At 37.8% G+C, this 21,969-nt stretch carries 13 protein-coding genes; 1 reads left to right on the forward strand and 12 read right to left on the reverse strand.

The window, feature by feature from the left end; all coding sequences use genetic code 11:
* Nucleotides 1–8: 8 nt before the first annotated feature.
* On the reverse strand, nt 9–1,181 hold the full coding sequence (locus SK086_RS07680) for a M28 family peptidase (RefSeq protein ID WP_290872259.1): 1,173 nt from the start codon (nt 1,179–1,181) through the stop codon (nt 9–11).
* Between the two features lie 275 nt (nt 1,182–1,456).
* Between SK086_RS07680 and SK086_RS07685 the strand changes: the two genes are divergently transcribed.
* Nucleotides 1,457–2,059, forward strand: a complete 603-nt coding sequence (locus SK086_RS07685) for a hypothetical protein (protein ID WP_290872256.1) — start codon at nt 1,457–1,459, stop codon at nt 2,057–2,059.
* A 90-nt stretch (nt 2,060–2,149) separates the two neighbouring features.
* On the opposite strand, the gene SK086_RS07690 is transcribed toward SK086_RS07685, so the two are convergent.
* From SK086_RS07690 to SK086_RS07740, 11 genes are all read right to left on the reverse strand, one after another.
* Nucleotides 2,150–3,586, reverse strand: coding sequence for an MFS transporter (locus SK086_RS07690; protein ID WP_290872253.1), 1,437 nt, complete (start codon nt 3,584–3,586; stop codon nt 2,150–2,152).
* 227 nt (nt 3,587–3,813) lie between these two features.
* A complete protein-coding gene (locus SK086_RS07695; RefSeq protein ID WP_324690750.1) occupies nt 3,814–5,571 on the reverse strand; it encodes a family 43 glycosylhydrolase in 1,758 nt (585 codons plus the stop codon).
* Between the two features lie 10 nt (nt 5,572–5,581).
* Nucleotides 5,582–7,681 carry a glycoside hydrolase family 97 protein gene (locus tag SK086_RS07700; protein ID WP_324690751.1) on the reverse strand — a complete coding sequence of 700 codons (2,100 nt, stop codon included), beginning with the start codon at nt 7,679–7,681 and terminating at the stop codon, nt 5,582–5,584.
* A 98-nt stretch (nt 7,682–7,779) separates the two neighbouring features.
* The gene (gene bglX / locus SK086_RS07705) at nt 7,780–10,080 is read right to left on the reverse strand and encodes a beta-glucosidase BglX (RefSeq protein ID WP_324690752.1); all 2,301 of its coding nucleotides are present in this window, start codon (nt 10,078–10,080) and stop codon (nt 7,780–7,782) included.
* Nucleotides 10,081–10,094: 14 nt separating this feature from the next.
* On the reverse strand, nt 10,095–10,793 hold the full coding sequence (locus tag SK086_RS07710; RefSeq protein WP_324690753.1) for a carboxylesterase family protein: 699 nt from the start codon (nt 10,791–10,793) through the stop codon (nt 10,095–10,097).
* 6 nt (nt 10,794–10,799) lie between these two features.
* Nucleotides 10,800–12,176 carry a glucoamylase family protein gene (locus SK086_RS07715; RefSeq protein ID WP_324690754.1) on the reverse strand — a complete coding sequence of 459 codons (1,377 nt, stop codon included), beginning with the start codon at nt 12,174–12,176 and terminating at the stop codon, nt 10,800–10,802.
* A 73-nt stretch (nt 12,177–12,249) separates the two neighbouring features.
* Complete coding sequence (locus SK086_RS07720; RefSeq protein ID WP_324690755.1) at nt 12,250–13,155, reverse strand: LamG domain-containing protein; 906 nt, start codon at nt 13,153–13,155, stop codon at nt 12,250–12,252.
* A gap of 16 nt (nt 13,156–13,171) precedes the next feature.
* The gene (locus SK086_RS07725) at nt 13,172–14,626 is read right to left on the reverse strand and encodes a RagB/SusD family nutrient uptake outer membrane protein (protein WP_324690756.1); all 1,455 of its coding nucleotides are present in this window, start codon (nt 14,624–14,626) and stop codon (nt 13,172–13,174) included.
* Between the two features lie 6 nt (nt 14,627–14,632).
* Nucleotides 14,633–17,617, reverse strand: coding sequence for a SusC/RagA family TonB-linked outer membrane protein (locus SK086_RS07730; RefSeq protein WP_324690757.1), 2,985 nt, complete (start codon nt 17,615–17,617; stop codon nt 14,633–14,635).
* 264 nt (nt 17,618–17,881) lie between these two features.
* The gene (locus SK086_RS07735; protein WP_324690758.1) at nt 17,882–20,629 is read right to left on the reverse strand and encodes a helix-turn-helix and ligand-binding sensor domain-containing protein; all 2,748 of its coding nucleotides are present in this window, start codon (nt 20,627–20,629) and stop codon (nt 17,882–17,884) included.
* A gap of 57 nt (nt 20,630–20,686) precedes the next feature.
* Complete coding sequence (locus tag SK086_RS07740; protein ID WP_324690759.1) at nt 20,687–21,889, reverse strand: NAD(P)-dependent oxidoreductase; 1,203 nt, start codon at nt 21,887–21,889, stop codon at nt 20,687–20,689.
* Nucleotides 21,890–21,969 lie beyond the last annotated feature (80 nt).

The raw sequence follows: 21,969 nt of genomic DNA on the forward strand, positions 1-21,969 counted from the left end.
TTTTTTGTTTACTCTATTATTATTTTTTTAGTCAATCGTTCTTTAGAAGTTTCGAATACCGCCAAATACATTCCTTTAGACAATCCGTCTAAACTGACCGTTTCAATCAGTTGCGGATTTTCGATAGTCTGTTCCAGAACCTTTTTACCGTTTAAATCAATCAAAGAAAAAGTATAAATCGATTCATTCAAACTTCCCATGCTGATGTTCAAGTAATTCTTGGCCGGACTTGGATAAAAATTGACCTGATTAGCAAGAGGTGTTTCTTTAGACAAAGTGGTTGCTGCAACAGCAAAATGCAACATAGCTCCTGTGGCAGCTTTGGCAATATTGTAGACATAAACCGGATCCATGTTCACTAATAAATCGGTTGCCGTATGTCTGTGCGGTGTTTCATTGGTTTCAAAAAAACCGGTAATCACTTCGTTATTGTCTTCAAAAGGCATATAATCCGAAGCATAGGCATAAGACAAATAAGTATTTAATGGTGAGTACAATTGAACGCAGTTAATCAACTCATTGGTAACGGTATTAGAGGCAGCATTATTAGAAGTCGGACTTCCGGTATCGCGCTCACAAGTAATCGTATTGTTAACCATATTGGCTCTTCCGCCTACTTCATCAATATTAAAGACCAATTTGATATTCATTTTCGGATTGGTAGCGTTCACCACCGTAGAAACAAAATGTTGGCTTCCAATCAAACCGTCTTCTTCTCCACTAAAATTTATGAATTTGATGGAATATTCTGTTGGAATGTTTTGCAATAAACGGGCGACTTCAAAAATAGTTACTACGCCACTTCCATTGTCGTTTGTTCCTCTTCCGGTAATGGTGTCATAATGGCCACAAATAATGACATAGGTATTCGGATAAAGTGTCCCAACTTTGGTCACCACTAAGTTTTTACAAGTTGTGGTACTATTAGTGAAACTATATTCTTGCATTTGTGCAGCCGTATATCCATAACTTAAATATTCGGCTTTTAACCAGTCTAAAGTATTTTGTAAGGCCGGCGTTCCTCTTCTTTTTACACCTAAGTTTTCAAACTCCGTCAAATTATTCAAAATATTTGAAGAAGATACTTGATCTACAACCGATCCGTAAAAAGGAACATATTGTTGGGCAAAAGAGCTGTATGTTAATAGGCAAAAAGAAACGTATGCTAGTAGGTTTTTCATTGAGATATTAGTGGTATTACTCGATCATCTATAAAAAAATGATAGCAAATGTACTAAAATTTTAAAGATTTCAAACTTATCTATCAAATTTTAAAAATCAAAAAAAACAAATATAAACCACTATATATCTGAGTGTTAGCCCATCTTAATCAAACCTTAAGAATTTGTTTTTTGGTTTTGGCACACCAATTGGAATACCGATAACAACAGTAATTATTACTGTTCGAAGAAGCTGAAAATCGGAAGAGTAAGCAAAACTCAAATTTGTATTGATTATGAAAAAAATTACCTTATTAGTAGCTACTGTTTTACTGGTTGGAAACTTAGTGAATGCAACAGAAGTGAACAACACTTTTGGTGAAGAAAGAAGAGCGAGATATAGCTTTGATGAGCCAATCTCATTTGTAGAAAGAGGTATTGAGTTTTTTGTTTTTCCAAATGGAGACTTTGATTTTAATACTCGTCCACAAGATAGTCAAGGTGGCTATTTCTATAAAACTGCCGGAAAACGCGGTGCCGATGCTACAGCTCGTGGGACTTTTAACTATGGCGTAAGAATTGAACATGACAGTTTTGGTAGAGTTAGAAGAGTTGGTAACACCTTTATCAACTACGACAGCAGAGACAGAGTTAGCCGCATCGGAAGTGTATATATGAGATACAACCGATTTGCCCTAACACAAATTGGAGGCTTGCAAATTATATACAACCGCAGAGGTGACATAGTAGATATGATTGGTAGTATTAAAGGTTACAGAAATCAAGGGTATGTATATTACAACAACCACAACGTTTACAGTTACCAAGCTAGCAATGACGATGACTACTACTATTACAAAGAAGACGGAACTAAAGCCTTGATAGAAGAAAAAAAATAAATTGGGTTAGTTGATTTTTGGTTAGGTTTTGATGAAAAAATCCCGCAAAGTTTACACGATGCGGGATTTTTGATTTTTTATTGAGATGGATTAATGTCCGCCACTTACTTTTTTATCAAAGTCGATTCCCTGACTCTTCAAGATACCGGAAACTTTCCAGGCATAAAAAGCTAAATAAGCAAAACAAAGTACTCCAACGATATAACTAGTGTGAATAGAAGTAATATCAGCGACATAACCTTGTAACCAACTTACTAATCCACCTCCCATAATCATCATAATCAAGAAACTACTTCCTTGACTGGTGTGTTTACCTAAACCACTGATGGCTAGAGTAAAGATACAAGGCCATAGTGTACTACAGAACAATCCAACACTGGTAAAGGCATAAACGCTTACCATACCGTTAGTTGCCATTCCAACCAGTAAAGCAGCAATTCCCAAAACAGAGAAAATTAATAACATTCTGGCCGGATTTCCTTTGCTGGCCATATCGGCAAAAATCAAAACCAAAATGATTAACGCATACACATAAAATGGAGTCAAATCGTGGTTCATGAATTTGTTCACTCCTAAGAAAACACCAAAAGCCAAATAAGGCGCTACAAAACGCAATATCTTTTGGGTATTCATATTATCAGTAAAAGCTTCTACCGCTCCGGTCCAACGACCAATCATCAAACTGGCCCAGTACAATGAGATAAACGGCGCAATGTCTTTGGTATCAAATCCCAAATCACTTTCCATATAAGCCGGTAAATTACTGGCGGTTGACACTTCTACTCCAACATAAACAAATATTCCAATCATTCCCAAAATCAATTGCGGATAGCTTAAGGCAGAATTTCTAGTACTGGTTGCAACACCTTCTTCTTCCACTACAGCAGCCGGTTTGTCGGGTAACGAAGAAAACTTCAACAAAACCGCTACCAATAAAAAGGCAGCTCCTAATACCAAGTAAGGGATTTTCACGCTTTCAATGCTCATATCAGTATCTCCGGAAGTCGCCGAACCAAAAATGGCAAAACTCACAATCAACGGTCCGATGGTCGTTCCTAAGTTATTGATTCCACCGGCCATTGTCAAACGCTGAGAACCGGTAGTTATCGGTCCGAGTGCAATCGCTAAAGGATTGGCAACCGTTTGTTGTAAAGAGAAGCCCAAGGCCACAATAAATAAACCGGATAACATTAAAGGAAATGAACCGGTATTAGCGGCAGGATAAAACAATAAAGTACCTAAGGCAGAAATCACTAAACCTAAGGCCAATGCATTTTTATAGCCAATTCGATTGATTAAATCGCCTTTGGTTAAAAAAGAAATAATCATATAAATGATAGATCCGACAGTATATGCCACGTAAAAAGCAACCGATACTAACTGACTTTGCCCTTGGGTTAAATCAAAGGCTTTCTTGAAAACCGGAATTAAAATATCGTTACTGGCCGCCACAAATCCCCAAAAGAAAAATACGGTGACTAAGGGAATAAATTGTGCCCAATTGGTTTTTAAATTTTGTGTGCTCATAGATAATAGTTTTGGTTTGGTTGTTATAAGTTGTTGTTTATGTAAAAAATGGGTCGTTACATTATCAAATCAATAGTTAATTCGACAAACTCCATTGTATAAATATACATTTATAAGTAAAACGGTAAAAGTAAGTATGAATTAGTTATTAACGAAATCGATTTCTTAAATGCATTTTTGCGAATTTTTCAAAAAATTACAACGTTTTCGCTTGTTGATAACGCAACCTATTCTGCCTTTTTAATGTCACTTCTAGGTCCGATTCCATTATTGTTGAACGCTTCTATCTGAAAAAAGTAAATGTCAGATCGGTCCAAACCGTTAAAATAGTATTCCGTTTTGCCGTAAACCATAATAGAACCATACAATTTATCGGGTGATTTGCCGAAATAAATCACATAACCATCAGCATTAGGTTCTTGTTGCCATTTAAACCATACGTTTCTGCGTTCGCCTTTTACTTTCGGACCGGAACGTAGGGGCACAAAATTCTTAACAGCTCCGGGTTTTTCCCCACTTCCTGTTCCGAAAACCCTAAATCCGCTGATGGCAAATTTACCGGTTGGCATGGCTACATTTTCCAATTTTAAAAATCGAGCTTTAACAGGAGTAGCTAACTCAATGTACTCATGTGGAACATCTTTGGTGCTTTTGCTTTTATCTACTAACACTTTCCAATTTTTGCCGTCATTTGAGGTGTAAAGTATGTATTTATGTCCGGTAGTCGTATCCGGTTTTCCCATCAACTCGGCATCCTGATCGGCATAATTAATTTGAATAGCATTAATAGTACTCAATTCCCCCAAATCGGAAATCAAGTATTCTCCTTTATTCGCAGTTTTAGCCGACCAATAGGTTTTAATGTCTTCGTCTACGGCCAAATTCGGTTGAAAACCACCTAAAGTAGAGGAAACTTGAATCGGCTTGTTGTAATTAAGCAGCATCCAACCCGTAAAACTTCCGGATAAATGATCGCGTTTTTCAGAAGGTAAATAAGTCGGATAATCACCATAGGCTGTATTGGAATATAAAATATCATCTTTATCAAACCCGGCCGGCCAAATCCCTAAACGGCGTTCAAAGTTATTCTTCACGCAAATCCCGATAGTAGATACATGCCAATATTGTTCGAAAGCATCCGTAAAAGTAGCGCCATGTCCGGCACCACGCGCAAAACCTCCGGGTTTATAGGAAAACGGATTGTGAGATTGGTATTCAAACGGACCTAAAGGACCGGAACCTACATAAACCCCATCGGCATAACCGCTAAACTCGGTTCCCGGTGCGCCGTATTGCAAATAGTATTTTCCATTGTACTTGGTCATAAATGCGCCTTCAGTAAAAGGTTGCAGAAAGGTATTGTCGTTGTGTTCGCCAAAGCGTTCCCAGCCGTGTTCGTCATCATTGAGAGCTAAAACCGGAATCCTCTCGCCTTCCGGTTGGAATGTTTTGCGATTGAGTTTCATGCCGTACAAAGGATACAAATTGCTTGAACCATAATATTCATATACTTCATCGGTGTCTTTATCCCAAAAAATTTGCGGATCCCAAGCTGCTGCTTCCGATTTGTGAATGAGTTCCTTCCACTCGCCTTTCGCCGGATTGGTACTCATCCAAAGGGGAAATTCTTTGCCTTGTGTTGAGCCAACCACCAGCAAAGTATCATTCACAAAAGACAACGATGGCGCACACAATTCGTCATAGACTTTGTGTTCGGGACGCAAAAACTTTCGGGAGATAAATTGCCAATCGGACATGTCTTTGCTATGCCAGTAACCCCATTGGTTGGTGGAAAAAAGGTAATATTCTCCCTTAAAAAAAGTGATTACAGGATCAGCTGTTGCGCGGTGTTTGCCTTGTTTGACAAAATCGGGAATCGGACAATAACCGTAATCAATATTAATCGGATTGCAATATGTTTTTTGTTGGGCAATGCCATAATTTGAAATAAATAACAATAGCAGTAAAGCAATCCGATGTTTCATATAAATTGATTTAATTGATAGGTGTAAAACTGATAGCTGTTCCGCCTCCCGCCGCTAAATTTAATTGGATAAAATCTTTGTAGGTAACTGTTTTTGTAATGATTTCATAATTGATAGGATTTTTTTCCCAATGTGCAGTTTTACCGTCTTGGTAAATTACCGCTTTGTATTTTTTGCCCGGTGTCAAGAAACTCAAATTGATTTTGGTCTTTCTGGCATTCTCATCAGTGATGGCGCCTAAAAACCATTCCTCTTTACCCTTGGCTTTACGTGCAACTGTCAGATAATCTCCGGGTTCGGCTTCCAAATAATTACTATCATCCCAATCGGCTGCCACGTCTTTGATAAACTGAAAAGCATCCGGATATTTTTCATAGTTCTCCGGTAAATCGGCTGCCATTTGTAAAGGCGAATACATGGTTACATACAAGGCCAATTGCTTGGCTAAAGTGGTGTGAACTTGCTCTTTTTTATTTTTATCGTACACACTCATTTTGATTTCAAAAATACCCGGTGTATAATCCATCGGACCGCCTAACAATCGGGTAAAAGGCAGAATGGTTTCGTGCATAGGCGGATTGCCCACACTCCAAGCGTTGAATTCGTTTCCGCGTGCTGCTTCAGCAGCTATGTAATTCGGATAGGTTCTGTGGTAACCGGTTGGACGCGAACTTTCGTGTGAGTTGACCATCATTTTGTAATCGGCAAATCTTCGGGCTACAAAGTTGAAATGATTCACCATAGTTTGCCCGTCGTGAAATTCTCCGCGTGGAATAATGCGACCTACATACCCTGATTTAGCAGCAGGATAACCATATTTTTTCATCAATTCCAGAGCGCGATCCAAATGTCTTTCGTAATTCGCCACTGAACCTGAAGTTTCATGGTGCATGATCATTTTAACGCCTTTAGATTTCGCATAAGCATTAATTTCGGCCAAATCGTAATCCGGATAAGGTGTGGTAAAATCGAACACATCTTCTTTCCAATTGCCAAACCAATCTTCCCAGCCTACATTCCAACCTTCAACCAAAACACCGTCAAATCCGTGTTTGGCCGCAAAATCGATGTATCTTTTGGTATTGGCTGTAGTGGCACCGTGTTTACCGCTGGCAATTAATTCTCTCGATTCGGTGTTTTGGGCATTCTGACTTCCGGCATAATCCCAAGTAGATTTACCCACGTGCATTTCCCACCAAATACCAACATATTTCATAGGTTTAATCCAAGATGTATCGTCAATTTTAGAAGGTTCATTTAAATTTAATATCATTTTAGAACTTACTATATCACGAGCATCATCACTTACCATTATGGTTCTCCAAGGCGAAACACTAGGCGTTTGCAAATACGCTTTATCGCCTATGGCATTCGGAACCAAATGAGAGGTTAAGGCAAAAGTGGTCGGATTTAAGTCCAAATGCATCACCGGATAATTCACTACCGCTGCTTCAAAAATATTGAGGTACAAATTGTCGGCAGACTTCATCATCAAAGGTGATTGCACCATAAAGTTACCGGCGATTGATTTCAAACCGATACCGTTATTCATATCGATTTTAGCCGAATTTACCTCAGACAATAAGGTTTCGTTGTAGGCGTATTCCTGACTATCGAAATCGCCGGGAATCCAAAATGTTTTGTGGTTTCCGGCCAAATTGAATTCTGATTTTTCATCAGAGATAATGAAATAATTCAGATTTTGTTGTTTTGGAAATTCGTATCGAAAAGCCAAGCCTTCATCATAGAGTTTAAAAATGATATTCACCCTTCTTTTACTTCCGGTTTGTGATAGAGCTGCCGTTAATTGATTGTAATGATTTACTATCTTAGATTGCTCTCCCAGAACAGGTTTCCATGATTCATTGAAAGTAGTCATTCCAATGCTGTCAATTTTAAAATTAGAGGCCAGGTCGCTATCGCCTTTGAGATAAACACCTAACAAGCTGTTTAACACAACCGGCTTGTTCTTGTAGGTTAACGAATACGAAGGTTTGCCGTTTGGCGTCAATTGAAAATTGAGTTTAAGCGCTTTGGAAGGTGATTCAAGCACTTGAGCGTTCAAGCTGTTAAGGATAAATAAAAGCGAAAGCAATAGTATTTTTTTCATGTTAGATATTTTTGCTAAAGATAGAAATTACTATTTACTTTAAAAAAACCCTTTAGTCATTACATACCAAAGGGTTTTTCTTCGAAGTAAACATTAAACTAATTAACCAAATCAAATTCTATTTTATCGGTGGTATCGGAATTGGTTCCGATGAATAGTTGAAATCTTCCCGGCTCTGCTACAAACTGCAAATCGGAGTTATAGAATTTCAAATCTTCTACTGTAATTTCGAAGGAAACGGTTTGCGTTTCGCCTTTCTTTAAGCTTATTTTTTTGAACCCTTTTAATTCTTTAATCGGTCGTGTAACCGAACCTACCAAATCTCTGATGTATAATTGCACAACTTCTTTACCATCGAAATTTCCGGTATTGGTAACATCAACAAACGCTTGAAGCTTATCATTGCTCTTCATCGTATTGGCAGACAATCTTAAATTTGAATATTTGAAAGCCGTATAGCTCAATCCAAAACCGAAAGGAAACAAAGGTTCGTTGCGCTCATCTAGGTAATTAGATCTGAATTTTTCAAAATTTCCTTGTTTATTTCCTAATGGTCTTCCGGTATTTTTAGCGGCATAATAAATCGGAACTTGTCCGACACTTCTTGGGAATGTAGCCGATAATTTTCCGGACGGATTAACATCGCCAAACAGCACATCGGCTATGGCGTAACCGGCTTCACTACCCGGAAACCAAACGTTTAAAATGGCTGGAACAGCTTTATTTTCTTCGGTTATTACCAACGGACGCCCGTCAAACAAAACCAATACAACCGGTTTTCCTGTTTTAATCAGCTGTTGTAACAAATCTTTTTGCGCTTTTGGGATTTCCAAATTGGTTCGGCTACTGGATTCCCCGCTCATTTCGGCAGATTCTCCCAAAGCAGCTACAATTACATCGGACTGATTAGCTATTTGCAAGGCTTCTGCTAAAAGTTGTTCATTGGTTCTTTGATCTCTGTGTAGGGTTTTGCCAAACATGGTAGCTCTTTCTTCATAAGCCGCATCATAATCTAAATTACTGCCTTTGGCATAAAGGATTTTGGCCGAGTTGCTTACAACCGACTTCATACCATTGAACAAAGAAATCGAGTTTTCTTGCTTGGTAGCAACACTCCAAGTACCGGCCATGTTTTCTTTAGCCTCAGCCAAAGGGCCAATTAGAGCAATAGTTCCCGATTTTTTAAGCGGTAGCAACTGGCCTTCATTTTTAAGTAAAACCAAGGATTCTGCGGCTATTTTACGAGCCTCGTTTCGATGTGCTGAGGTGAAAATTTCTGTTTTAGCGCGATTGGTATCGCAGTATTTGTAAGGATCGTGGAATAAACCTAAATCGTATTTGGCATTTAAAATCAACGTGACAGCTCGGTCAATTTGAGCGATAGTAACCTTGCCTTCAGCAAGTGACTTTTGGAGTGTTGTTAAAAAACCTTCGCCTACCATATCCATTTCTACTCCAGCGTTTAGTGCCAAAGCCGATACCGTTTGCAAATCGCCCATGCCGTGATCCGTCATTTCGTTGATACCGGTATAATCGGTCACCACAAAACCTTTAAAACCCCAATCTTTTCGGAGTAAATCTGTCAACAACCATTTATTTCCCGTAGCCGGAATACCGTCAATTTCATTGAAAGAAGCCATTACGGAAGCTGTTCCGGCATCAACAGCTGCTTTGTAAGGCGGCAGGTAATCGTTGTACATTCTGATTTTACTCATATCTACAGTGTTGTAGTCACGTCCTGCTTCAGGCGCACCATACAGCGCAAAATGCTTCACACAAGATAAAATGGTATTGTTTTTCATTAAGTCATCCCCTTGGTAACCGCTCACCATTGCTTTGGCAATCTGGCTTCCCAAATAAGGATCTTCACCGGAACCTTCGGAAATTCTGCCCCATCTCGGGTCGCGAGAAATGTCAACCATGGGTGAAAATGTCCAGTTGATGCCATCGGCACTGGCCTCATGAGCAGCAATTTGGGCACTGCGTTTAATCAAATTCATATCCCAAGTACAAGACAATCCAAGCGGAATTGGGAAAGTGGTTTCGTAGCCGTGAATTACGTCCATTCCAAAAAGAAGCGGAATTTTCAAGCGACTTCTCTCTACGGCAATTTTTTGTACCTCTTTAATTTTTTGCACCGATTTTATATTGAACAAACCTCCTACTTTGCCTTCTTCTATTTTTTTGGCGATGTTGGAACTATTGGCTTGACCGGTAGTAATATCGCCGGAAGTGGGTAAGTTCAGTTGGCCGATTTTTTCTTCTAAAGTCATCTTTGCCAAAAGCTGAGAAACGAAAATTTCCTTTGGAGCAATAGTAGGCTTAGCCGTTTTCTTCTGCGCAAATGTTACAGAAGTAATTATTAATAAGGAAAATATGAGGTTGTTGTAAAGTCGCATCCGAAAATTTAATTTTATTTGTGTTGGGCCAATAACCATTCGTAAAACTTAGGGTTAGAATAAGTCGAATCCCAACTGTTGTGATTGTCATTTGAAAAAAGAATCAGCTCTGCCGTTTTATTAATTCCTTTTAATTTTTGATACATTTCGATTGAGTCTGTTGGCAGCACTACATCATCTAAAGCACCGTGATAGATTTTAAGCGGCATATCTTTCAGTTTATCGGCGTTAATCAGCATCATTCTGTCGACAGGAGCACAAATAGGAGCTATGGCCGCAAACAACTCCGGGTGCTCTTCTGCGAGTTTCCAAGTTCCCCAGCCGCCCATACTAAGACCGGTTAGATAAATCCTTGACTTATCTATATTGTATTTTTCGGATATATCCAAAATCAATTGGTATAGAGCGGTTGAATCCCACCAAACATTTTCCGGACATTGCGGCGCCAATATGGCTACCGGTGATGGAATTAAATGTTGATAAGTAAAAGGACTATGGTTTTTAACCAACTCCAAATCCGTTCCTCTTTCACCCGAACCGTGAAGAAAAACCAGCAAAGGGAATTTTTCTTTTTGGTTTTCAGGGAGTTGCAAGATGTAGTTCAAAGACAACTTAACTTTGACTTCTTTAGCAAACGAGCCTTTAGTTTCCTGAGCAAAAGTCATCAAAGAAAAACCTAGGGCTATAATAATTTGAATTGTTTTAATTCTCATAGCTCTTTAAAATCCGTGTTGTGTTGAGGTAAAGCCTAACGTTTGCAATCCGCTTTGCACTTCCGGAGCTTGCATGAATAAATTCCACAAAAAGCCTGTCCTGTAATTTTCTATCATGGGAACGATGGTTCCTTGGTCGATAGCCAAATATCTTTTGGTAACCCAATCATGATGCGGAGAAAAAGCATCATACGGTCCGGCCACTCCAACATAGCGATCCCTTTTTTCATTATACAAGTATCGCAAAAATTTGAACGACTCATCCGGTGTATAAGGAAATGAGGAAAGTGCTGCAGTTGGTGAAATAACCCCTAAATCATTATTAGGTTGATGCGCTGAGTAACCGGTAGAACCATCATTGTTTCGGGAATAACTGGCTGTCAATCCCCAACATTTTTCAGAATAACCGTCCCAACCTTGTGGATTTGCTATACAATATTTATTAATAATTTTGGAATGGTTTACATTGAGATTCCAATAGTTGGCATATTGGTCGGTCAAACCTCTGGGATCGAGACCCAAGTAGGAATAATGAGCCCAAAATAAAGGTCCGACATTACCGTTGGCTCCATTGTGATTAAAAATCACCGGATATCCGTACTGAGACGCACTATTGACAATTTGACCGTTTCTGGCCCAAGCCTGATGGTATGCAGTGGCAGGCACCGTATAATCCGGAGAGGCAGCAGCCATCACATAAGTGAGTAAACATTCGTTGTAACCTTCTAATTTAAAATTCATTTGCCAACCATAATTGGGTGACCAATGCCAATATAGAGCATTTTCCCCTTTGGTATACCAATTCCATTCGACTCCTTTCCAAAGCAAGTCGGCTTTCTGAGCCAATGCTTGTTCGGTACTACTGCCGTTTTTAAAATATTCTCTAATACAAATTAATCCCTGACACAAGAAAGCAGTTTCAACCAAATCGCCACCATTATCAACATTCCCGAAAGGAATAACATTTCCGGTAATTCCATCCATCCAATGTGGCCAAGCGCCGTGAAAACGGTCAGCAGTTTCTAAAAAATTTAATGCTGTTGTTAGTCGAGAAACAGCTTCTGAACGCTGTACAAAACCTCTTTCTATACCAACCAAAATAGTCATCAATCCAAAACCTGAGCCACCGGTAGTTACAATATTGGCATCATAATTAGGATCATCAACCAAGTATCTTTCTCGGGCTAATTTTGAAACGGGATGTGCCATATCCCAAAAATATTTAAACGAATCTCTTTGGACTTTGTCGAGCAATTCGGTATCCGTGAGTGGTGTTTGACTAGTTGTTGGTAAGGGTGTTCCTGTTGAACTTTCACTTGGTGTTGAAGAAGAACAACAACAGAACAAAAGTCCTACCCAAAAAAACGATATGCTTTTATTCATAATTTTAGTATTTTTAAAATATACACCCAGTCACTAAACCGGGTGTATATTTAGATGGGGCAATTTTAATGTATTATCTGTTATCGCTCTCTAATAGATATAAAGAACGTACGTCAGTATCAGACAAAGCTTTGTCATAAATTCTGAATTCATCAAGCAAACCGGAATAATGCAACATCCAACCGTCGGCAGCACCCCAAGGCGCACCTAAATGTTGTTGGAATCCGCCTATTACAAATTTTGAAACATCAGAATTGGCTAAATCACCATAAGGTAATCCGCCAGCAGCAGGATCATTGGTATATCTTTTGGCTATCGAATTAGGTAAATTCAAATTTTGACCATTAACATACATGCTGTAAGTTGAAGTAGCGGCATCGTAAGTCCAAACCAAATGTTTCCAGTTGCCAAACATATTGGTCAAAACATTAGAACCGTCATGAACCAACCATTGGCCAGACCAAGGAATACTTGGCGTGACATCTTTTTGCAAATGATTCTTAATCAACATGGTATCGGCCGGACCTGTTCCTTCAATAAGAGTAAAAATATTACCCCAAAAATCAGAAGTTTTAGGCAACATAAACAAACATTGAGCGCCACCGGTATGAGGATCGGTTTTAATCCATGCAGAGACCGTGATGCTTTTTACATTAGCCAAAGCCGGAGAAACGGTATTGTATCCGATAAAAGCTGAAGAAGAGCCTTTGTAGGCTTTTCCTTTTACGCCGTTTTCATAAGTAACATTGGTTCCGTTACCATCACTGATACCCGATTTTGAATCGGTAATATTCTCTTCAAAGCTACATTTAACAATCAGGTTATCCGCTGCAATATCATCTGAATTTTCATAACCTCCAATTGGTTCATATGGTATAGCTGTATTGGTTTCATCAATAGTATCCTGATTACAGCTGATAAAAAACTGCGTCGCTAATACCGACAGACACAAGTACAGTATTTTATTTCTATTCTTCATAATTAATTTTTTAATATTAGTAATTAGGATTTTGAGCTGATAAACCATCAGCTTCATTAATAAACTTTTGTGGTAATGGGAAAACTTCATGTCTACCTACCACAAACGTTTTTCCGTCTGCAGCAAAGGCAGCTTCGGCTTGACCTGTTCTTACCAAATCAAAAAAGCGATCGTGCTCAAAAGCCAATTCAAGTCTTCTTTCTTTCCAAATTGCCAATCTCACATCGGCTTGAGACGTTGCAGTGGTATTGCCTAATCCGGCTCTGTTTCTAATTTGGTTGACTAAAGGAATCGCATTTGAAGTTTGTCCCAATTCGTTCAAAGCTTCTGCTTTCATCAATAAAACTTCAGCATAACGAAGGTATTTTATATTGACATCGGTTTCCCAGCCATCAGTAAAGGCAGAAGAATAAGCTTTCATATTGTATCTTGGGTTTTCAACTGTAAGCGGAACAAATCTGCCATCGTATAAAGTAGAACCAGCAAAAATAATAGTCGCTTCTCTTCTTGTATCACCCGATTCATAGGCGTTGGCCAAACTTTCTGAAGGTGTGTTGAAACCCCAACCCCAGCCTCCGGCACCACGAGCACCTTGAGAAGCTGAATACCCTTGAATTCCTTTAGCCGGTGAAGAGCCTATTCCTGAAATTTCGAAAATTGACTCGCTATCGAATTCGCCTGATACTCTGTATTGAGAAGCATAATCAGTAGCTAATGAATATCCGGTTACGGCATCACAATTATTGATTACCTCTTGCCATTTCTCTTGGTAAAGAGAAACTTTCGCCAAAAGCGCTCTGGCAGCACCAACAGAAGCTCTGCTTCTTTCACTTGGAGCATAAGATCCTCTATCCGGTAAAGCAGCAATAGCATCATTTAAATCTTGCTCGATAAAGGCATAGACTTCGGCTTTAGTTTTACGCGTTAATTGCATTACTCTGTCGGCTTCTGAAGAAGGATTCGGAATATGGTCAACGATTGGTACTCCGCCATAACACTTTACCAAAGTAAAATACATGAAAGCTCTCAAGAATTTGGCTTCTCCGATAAGACGAGCTCTTAAATTTTCATCGGCATTGTTCAATTGCGGAATATAATACAAAGCCTGATTGCAACGATTGATTCCTTGGTAATAGGCTTCAAAAACTTCTTGTACCGAAATACTTGAAGCATTGTAAGTCAATGCATCCATTAAATCTTTATCGGTTCCGGTATCGCCGGGAGAAGAACCTTTATCAGCATCATCTGAGGCAATACTTGACATTCCGTTCCAAGAAAAAGAAGACATGTTCCAATCTAAAAACTTGGAATAGATTGAAGTGACAAAACTTTTGGCTCCTTCATCGTTATTGAATAGCGCCAAGTCAGCTGTTGATATGGTCTCAGTTTGGTCTACCTCCAAAAAGTCGTCTGAACAACCGTTGAAAAACAGCGCCGATAAAACAAAGACAGATAAATATACTTTTTTCATAATAATTTAGAATTTAAGGTTAATACCAAAAACAAATGATTTAAGCGTTGGATACGCGTCTAACTCTACGCCTTGGCTTCCGTAAGGATTTCCATCACCGTTTAATTCGGGAGAAAAGCCTGAGAATTTTTTAGTGATAAAAGGATTAATGGCGTTAAAATAAATTCTGGCAGAAGAAATAGCATCGAATGTTTTTGGTAATTTGTATCCGATAGTTATGTTGTTAATTCTCCAGAAATCACCTGATTCAAGATAGTAAGTTGAAGCCACAGGAACTTGATTGAAAGCACCGGGATTTCCGGCATTCGTGTTAGATGGTGTCCAGAAATCAGAGGCCAAAGAGTTTTCAATGTTTTCCCCTGAAAAACGTTGGGCTTTTTTACCGTTATACACTTTAGATCCTAAAGTTCCGTAGCTGTCCATAGACACATCGAAGTTTTTATAAGTAAAGCCTAATGATAAGCCGTACATGGATTTAGCCAAAACAGAACCGAAATATTTTCTGTCTGCTTCCTCCAATCCACCTTGAGTAGTGGTTGTCCCGTCGGCTTTGTAATATAACATTTGACCATTAGTTGAATCATATCCTGCATAGTCATACAAATAAAAGCTTCCCAATGGTTTACCAACTGATGATTCACCTAACAACTTAGTGTATTGCCCGTTACCAAGTCCGCCACCTTGAATATCAGGAAGATTTGAACTGTTCAATCTTTCAAGAGCATTTTTGTTGTTTGAAAAATTACCACTTACATAGTAAGTCCAATTATCATTTATTTTATCATTCCATTTTAGAGAAAGTTCAAATCCTTTGTTTGATACTTCACCCACATGAGCTGGTGATTGTTGACTTGAACCGGCAGTGATATATGGTCTGGTGTAAAGAATTAAATTGTTGGTGTTTTTATTGTAAACATCAAATGTACCGGTTAATCTGTTGCTTAGAAATCCGAAATCCAAACCAACAGAGGTTTCTTCGGTAACTTCCCAAGAAAGACTTGGATCTACTTGAGAATCGACAGTAATTCCGGTTAAGTAATTCGGAATGTAATAATCTAAACCTGAAGAAAAAGCCTGACTGTTTAAAGGCACATTTTGGTTACCGAGTTTACCCCAACCACCTCTTAATTTTAACAAATCAACACCTTTCAAATTTTTAGCAAAATCTTCATTGGTAATAATCCAACCCAAACCTACCGAGGGAAAAGTTCCCCATCGGTAATCTTCACCGAATTGTGAAGAACCGTCGCGTCTTACCGTAGCAGTCAATAGGTATTTATTCATAAACTTGTATTGTACACGTCCGAAATAAGACGCTAATTTTACTTCATTGTAGAGAACATCATTATAGCTTATCACATTAGAAGCATAATCAACTCCGTTTAAAGACCAATAATTAGAATTAGCGTTTACATTTCTTCTAACCACTTTACTGAAACTTCTTGGTCCTCTGCTTGAGGCTTCGATACCACCGGTTAATTCAACATCGTGAATATCGGCAAACACCTTGTTAAAAGTAAGATAGTTAGACAAATTCCAATTGAAATAACTGTCGTTAGATCTGGTCAACAAATTAACATTTGATGTTGATGGATAATCGGCTTCTTCACGAGTAGGATCGGCAGCCAACCAGATATTTTTGGTGTCTTCGTAATTGTAACCTTTCCATGTGTAATATTCACCATTGAAAACAGAGGAATATTTTAAGCCTTTCAAAATGTCAATATCTAATTTCAATCCACCTTGAAGTGTTATGCTTTTTTGTTGCTCATCAAAGAAATCAAGCTGAGCAACAGGATTACCCACATTGTTAAAAGAAGAACCTGTTGGAGAAGCAAAACCGTCATCTCCCACAAAGGAAACACCATATTGTCCAGAGGGGAAATAAACCGGAACAATTGGTGATTGTTTGTAAGCATTTGTAAAGGCAGAGAATGGCTTAGGATTTACCTTTGAATACGAAACACTCAAGTTTTGAGATAACTTAATCTTGTTGGAGACTTTGTATTCATTGTTATTTCTGAATGTTAATCTACTGTAATCCATTCCGTTAAGAATTGCTTCTTCATCGTAATAGCCTGCACTAAAGAAGTATTTTATATTTTCACTACCTCCAGAAAGCGATAGGTTGCTTTGTGAATACTGACCGGTTCTGGTGATTTCTTTAAACCAATCCGTGTTAACCGGTTGGTCTTGAGAAAATGTAGTTGAACCAAGAGCCAAATTGGTATAGTATGAAAACTTATTACTTCCGGCCATTTTCACCACACTTAAAGGACTTCTGAAACCGGTAAACATTTCGAATTCAACAGCCAATTTGCCTACTTTTCCTTTTTTAGTCTCGATGATGATGACACCGTTGGCGGCTCTGTTACCGTAAATGGCTTTAGCAGTAGCATCTTTTAAAATCTCATACGATACAATATCATTTGCATTGATATTGTTGATGTTATCCGCCGGCATACCATCAACCACAAAAAGCGGTGTTCGACCGCCAATTGCAGTTCCTAATCCACGAATAATGACACTAGGTGTTGAACCCGGGGAATCTGAAGCAATAACCTGAACTCCGGCAGCTTTACCCTGAATAGCTTGGGAAGCATTTAAAACCTTGGTTTTGGTTATTTCTTCGGCTTTTAAAGAAGTAATAACCGAAGTGTTATCCACCTTTTTTCGGGTACCGTAACCAATGATTACAACATCTTGAAGCTGGTTAACTTCTTCTTTTAAAGTAACCTGCATTCCTTGAGTTGCCTCTACGGTTTTGGTCTCAAAACCAATCATGGCGACTTTAATCTTGTCACCAACATTAGCATTGATCTTAAATGCACCTTCCATGTCAGAAACCGTACTTGAATTCATGGTGGTATTTGTAATGTTAGCTCCTATGAGCGCAATACCTTTTTCATCAACTATTTTCCCTTCTATGGTTTGTGAAAAAGCAAAGATTGGGAAAAACAGTAACGAGAGTAGTACATAAATGTTTTTCATAAATTGTTTAGGATGAGTTAATACTTCAACAAATTTATCTATTACATCGTTATAGTTGCAGTTAATAAAACACTACAAAACTACATCATAAATTAAAATATATTTTTTAATTAACTATTATTCAGCAATTTAAAATGTTAAAAAAAAACAAACAACTTATCAATATAAAAGGCAAATGATGTACTATTGATGAAGTAGCACAGAATAACAAATCGACAAAATTTAAAGAAAAAAAATGCAGATAATGAAAAAAAAAGGTTTTGATTATACCATATTCATAAAAGAAGAAAGATTGATATCTTGTTGTAAATCAAGCTTTTTCCTTAATCGGTAACGGTGAAGCTCTACGCCTCTGAAGGAAATATTCATCAAAGGTGCGATTTCCTTAGACGACAAACTCATTTTCAGATAAATACATAGTTTTATGTCTTTGGAAGACAATTTAGGATACCTTGACGTAAGTCTTTTTATAAAATCTTCATGGCTTTTGTATAGGTTGTTCTCAAAAGTTTCCCATTCCTTTTTATTGATTGAATTAAGCTTAATGGTTTTCTTGATGTTGTTTTTAAGAGAAACAATATCACTCTCTTTTTCAAGCAGTTTCTGTATGCTTTCAATCATTTCCGATTGTTTGGCAATGGACAGCGATTTTCCGGCAACCTCAGAAGCTTTTGCTTGTATTTGTACTTCCAAGATATGTTTATCGTATTCCTGTAATTTTAATTTGTTTTGGGCTTCTAGCTCTAAGTGTAAAATTTCCTTTTGATGCTTTAGCTCTTCTTCCTTAAGTTTTAACTTTTCGATATATCGAATTTTGTTCCATTTGTAATAGAGATAAAACAAAGCAGAAATGATGCTGAGGTAGATTAAAATCATCCAAAACGAAATATACCAAGGTCTTTCCACGTGAAAGTTCAAAGAAGACAATTGTTTGTATTGATCGCCTTCGTTGTAGTAAACAACCAATTCATGACTACCGCTGGACAAATTATTCAGTACAATGTTAGAATTTTTTAGTGCCAAATAGTCCGAGTTATTATCCAACGTATAAAAAAGCTCTTGTTTGTTATAACCGAAATATTCGGATATGACCTCAATACTAATCGATTTATTATAAGCAATAACAACATTATCACCGCCAAATTTACCGTCAACATAAGCTTCCAACACGACACTCCTACTGTGTGGTTTTGGCTTTGGTTTTTGTATTTTGAAAGCAAAAAAACCATCATCCAAATTGAGCAAATAATGGTCGTTGTTTTTGAAAACCTTGGTATCCTGATTGATGATTTTCCCTTCATAATACTTCTCCGGAATTAAGCGCCAAATAAATTTACCATCGATTAGATTGATAATGTAAAGCGCTTTGTCTTTGAGTACAACAAAATTATTTTCATCTACCGGAATCAGTTCAGAAACACCTGAAAATGAACGGTTAAAAAAACTATTCAATTCAAGTTTATTGGTGATAGCATTGTAATTGTACCACTTGGCATTAATGTAAAAAAGGACTTCATTGTTAAAATTGATCATCTTAACGGCAAAATCATTCTGAATTTTATTCTTCTGCGTAACATTCTCCAACTGTTTAATCTTAAAAGTATCATCAAACAGTATCCGATACAATCCTCTGTAATTATCAACAGCCCATAACTCGTTTGGCTTGTTTTGAAGGATGTTTTTGATTGGTTTAGTTAAGTTATCTATTCGCTTAAAAGCGCTCAAATCGTTCGGTTGGTCAAAAATGACTATACCCGAATAATGGGCCAAAAAGAAGTTGTTGTGAAAATTACTTTTCAAAAATTTCCAGCCGCCACTAACTTGATTGACACGCTGCAGTTGCTCATTTTGATACCTATAAGTTCCATCGTTATGACCAATCAAATAAGCATCGCCTTCTTGAAGTATGTCCCAAACTTGCCCTTGAGAATTGGGCAATAAAGTCAGCGTCTTATTTTGATACTTGAAAACACCGTGATTAGAACCCAACAACAAGCCGTTTTTGTATGACGCCATAGTATACACTGATCCCAAAATACCGGTATTATCTGAAAAAATTTGGTAAGGAGAATTGATTTCGACGTGGGCAATCCCATTATCCAAACCAAGCCACAAATCATTTTCTTTGTCTAAGCCAATGCTTAGAATAGAATTGTTTTTAAGCGCATTTTTACGACAGATATTATTGTAGCTGTTGGTTTCTAAATCGACCAAATAAACGCCTTGAAAAGCGGTACCGATAACCAATTTAGTATCAGATATCACTTTTGCGGTAATGATAATCTCTTTCTTTAAAAAATCATTTAACGGATGTGTCCAAGGCTGTAATTCATTTTTGTTTTCTACAAAAACACCATTCTTTTGGGTAAAAACAAAGGTCTTCCCTTTGGCTTTCTCTATGGCGTGGATAATGTTGTTACGCACCAATTGCCAAGATTCTTTCTTTTTAAAAACGGCATCTTCAAAGAGATACACACCATCTTTTACTGAGGCAGCATAAATCTTGTTGTCTACTAAAAAACAATACGAAATTTGAAAAGGAATCCTAATCTTATTGATTTTAACGCCATCAAAAACATAGAGTTCGTTAAAAGATTGGAAATAGATTTTATTATCGTGTTTGAAAATTTTCCAAATTTCTTCGTTAATAGATTCACCGATAAAAAAGTTCTTGCCTTTGGTTAAGGAATTATATTGCAATTGGCCGTTGACTCTTTTCCAATAGCCGAATTCATTGTAAGAACCGGAATAGATTTTGTCTTCATCGGCAAAAACAGATCGAATAATGGTTTTGTTGGGTAAACTGTATTTTTCCCAATGCACGCCATTGTAGCGAAGTAAAAAATGATTATTGGCAAAGTAAATGGCGTTGTCATTTCCTTGGGCGACACTCCATACTTGGTTATCACCATTGTAGTTACTCTTTGTGAAATTCTCAACAAAAGGCAAGAGCTCTTGTGCGTTGGTATAAACGAAGCAAAATAAAAAGAGATGTAACAGTAAACGTTTCACTTTTGGCGAATTAATAACCAAAAATAAAAAACTTATACCATTAAAACGAAAGATGGCTTACTTTCCGTCCACGTAATCCTGTAAATAAGCGAAACGAGGTGTCAATTTACCGTTTTCAGTAATTTTAGCGCGTTGTAAAATGCCGTCTTTGTCTCCGTTAAAGAAAGCCGGAATTACATATTTCATGAACATTTCTCCGAAACCTTCACTGGCGTCTTTAGGCAATTCACAAGGTAAATTATCCACCGACATCACCATTATAGAGCCCGGATGTGTGTAAGGCACTTCTTTGTGTTCACCCGGCAAATAACCAAAAAATGGTTCCGCTATGGTTGAAGCTTTAATAGTACAAGCAATCGGACCATCAACATCACAAGAAATATCGGCCACTACTTTTATTTTGCAGTCTGCGGCTTTCAACATGTCCTGTGTTAAAATATCCGGCGCATTGTTCCCATGGAAATGTCCGGCCATAAAAATATCAGCTACTTTGGTAAAACGCTCAAAATTGGAAGTATAGGCTTGTGGATTGTTGTAAAAATCTTTATTATCCAGTACTTGACCATCTATACGCTTGTTGTAATCCAATACATCAATTTGCGTGTAAACCGGTTGCGAGTAGACTTTGTTCAAGAAATCATCAACAGAAACTTGTTTGATTTTCATCCCATCCAAAATCTCTTTAGCGCCCATACCTACTTTACCGTGGCCGGTTAAAACGATTTTGAGATTAGGGAAAATTTGTCTTCTTAAACGAACAACCAAATCTTCCTTGCTGTTTAACGTTTCGGCCTTGGGCAAATTGAACAATTCGTACTTGATGCCGAAAGCTCTAAAACCGTTGTAAGCGCCAACAATTCCGGCATAGCGTCCGAAACCAATCAATCGTTTGTTATTGGCATCAACTATCGTTTCATGATCGTATAATTCAATATTTTTCTCCAAAATGGCTTGCAACAACTTTCTGTTGTAAGGTTGCTTTTTTATAGTATGCGAAAAGAAAAAGTACTTTTTATTCGGAATCAAATAATCAACCGGAATTTCCTTTACTCCAAAAAATACTTCACAATCCGAAATATCTTCTGCCACTTCAATACCTAATTTACTATAATCTTCGTCAGGGAAAACTCGGATATCCGAACTTTCAACTTTCACAAGTGCATCAGGATAATCGCTTTGCAATCGCACCAATTCTTCTGGTGTAAAGACAACTCTTCTGTCGGGCGGATTCTTTCTTTCTTTGATGATACCGAATTTCATGGTTTGTTATTTAATGCCCCAAAAGTAGTAGTAACGAAATCGTTTTCAAAACTTTTTCCGGAAAATAACTATTGTGAAAA

Source organism: Flavobacterium cheonhonense (genome assembly GCF_035671315.1).
Classification (GTDB): domain Bacteria; phylum Bacteroidota; class Bacteroidia; order Flavobacteriales; family Flavobacteriaceae; genus Flavobacterium; species Flavobacterium cheonhonense.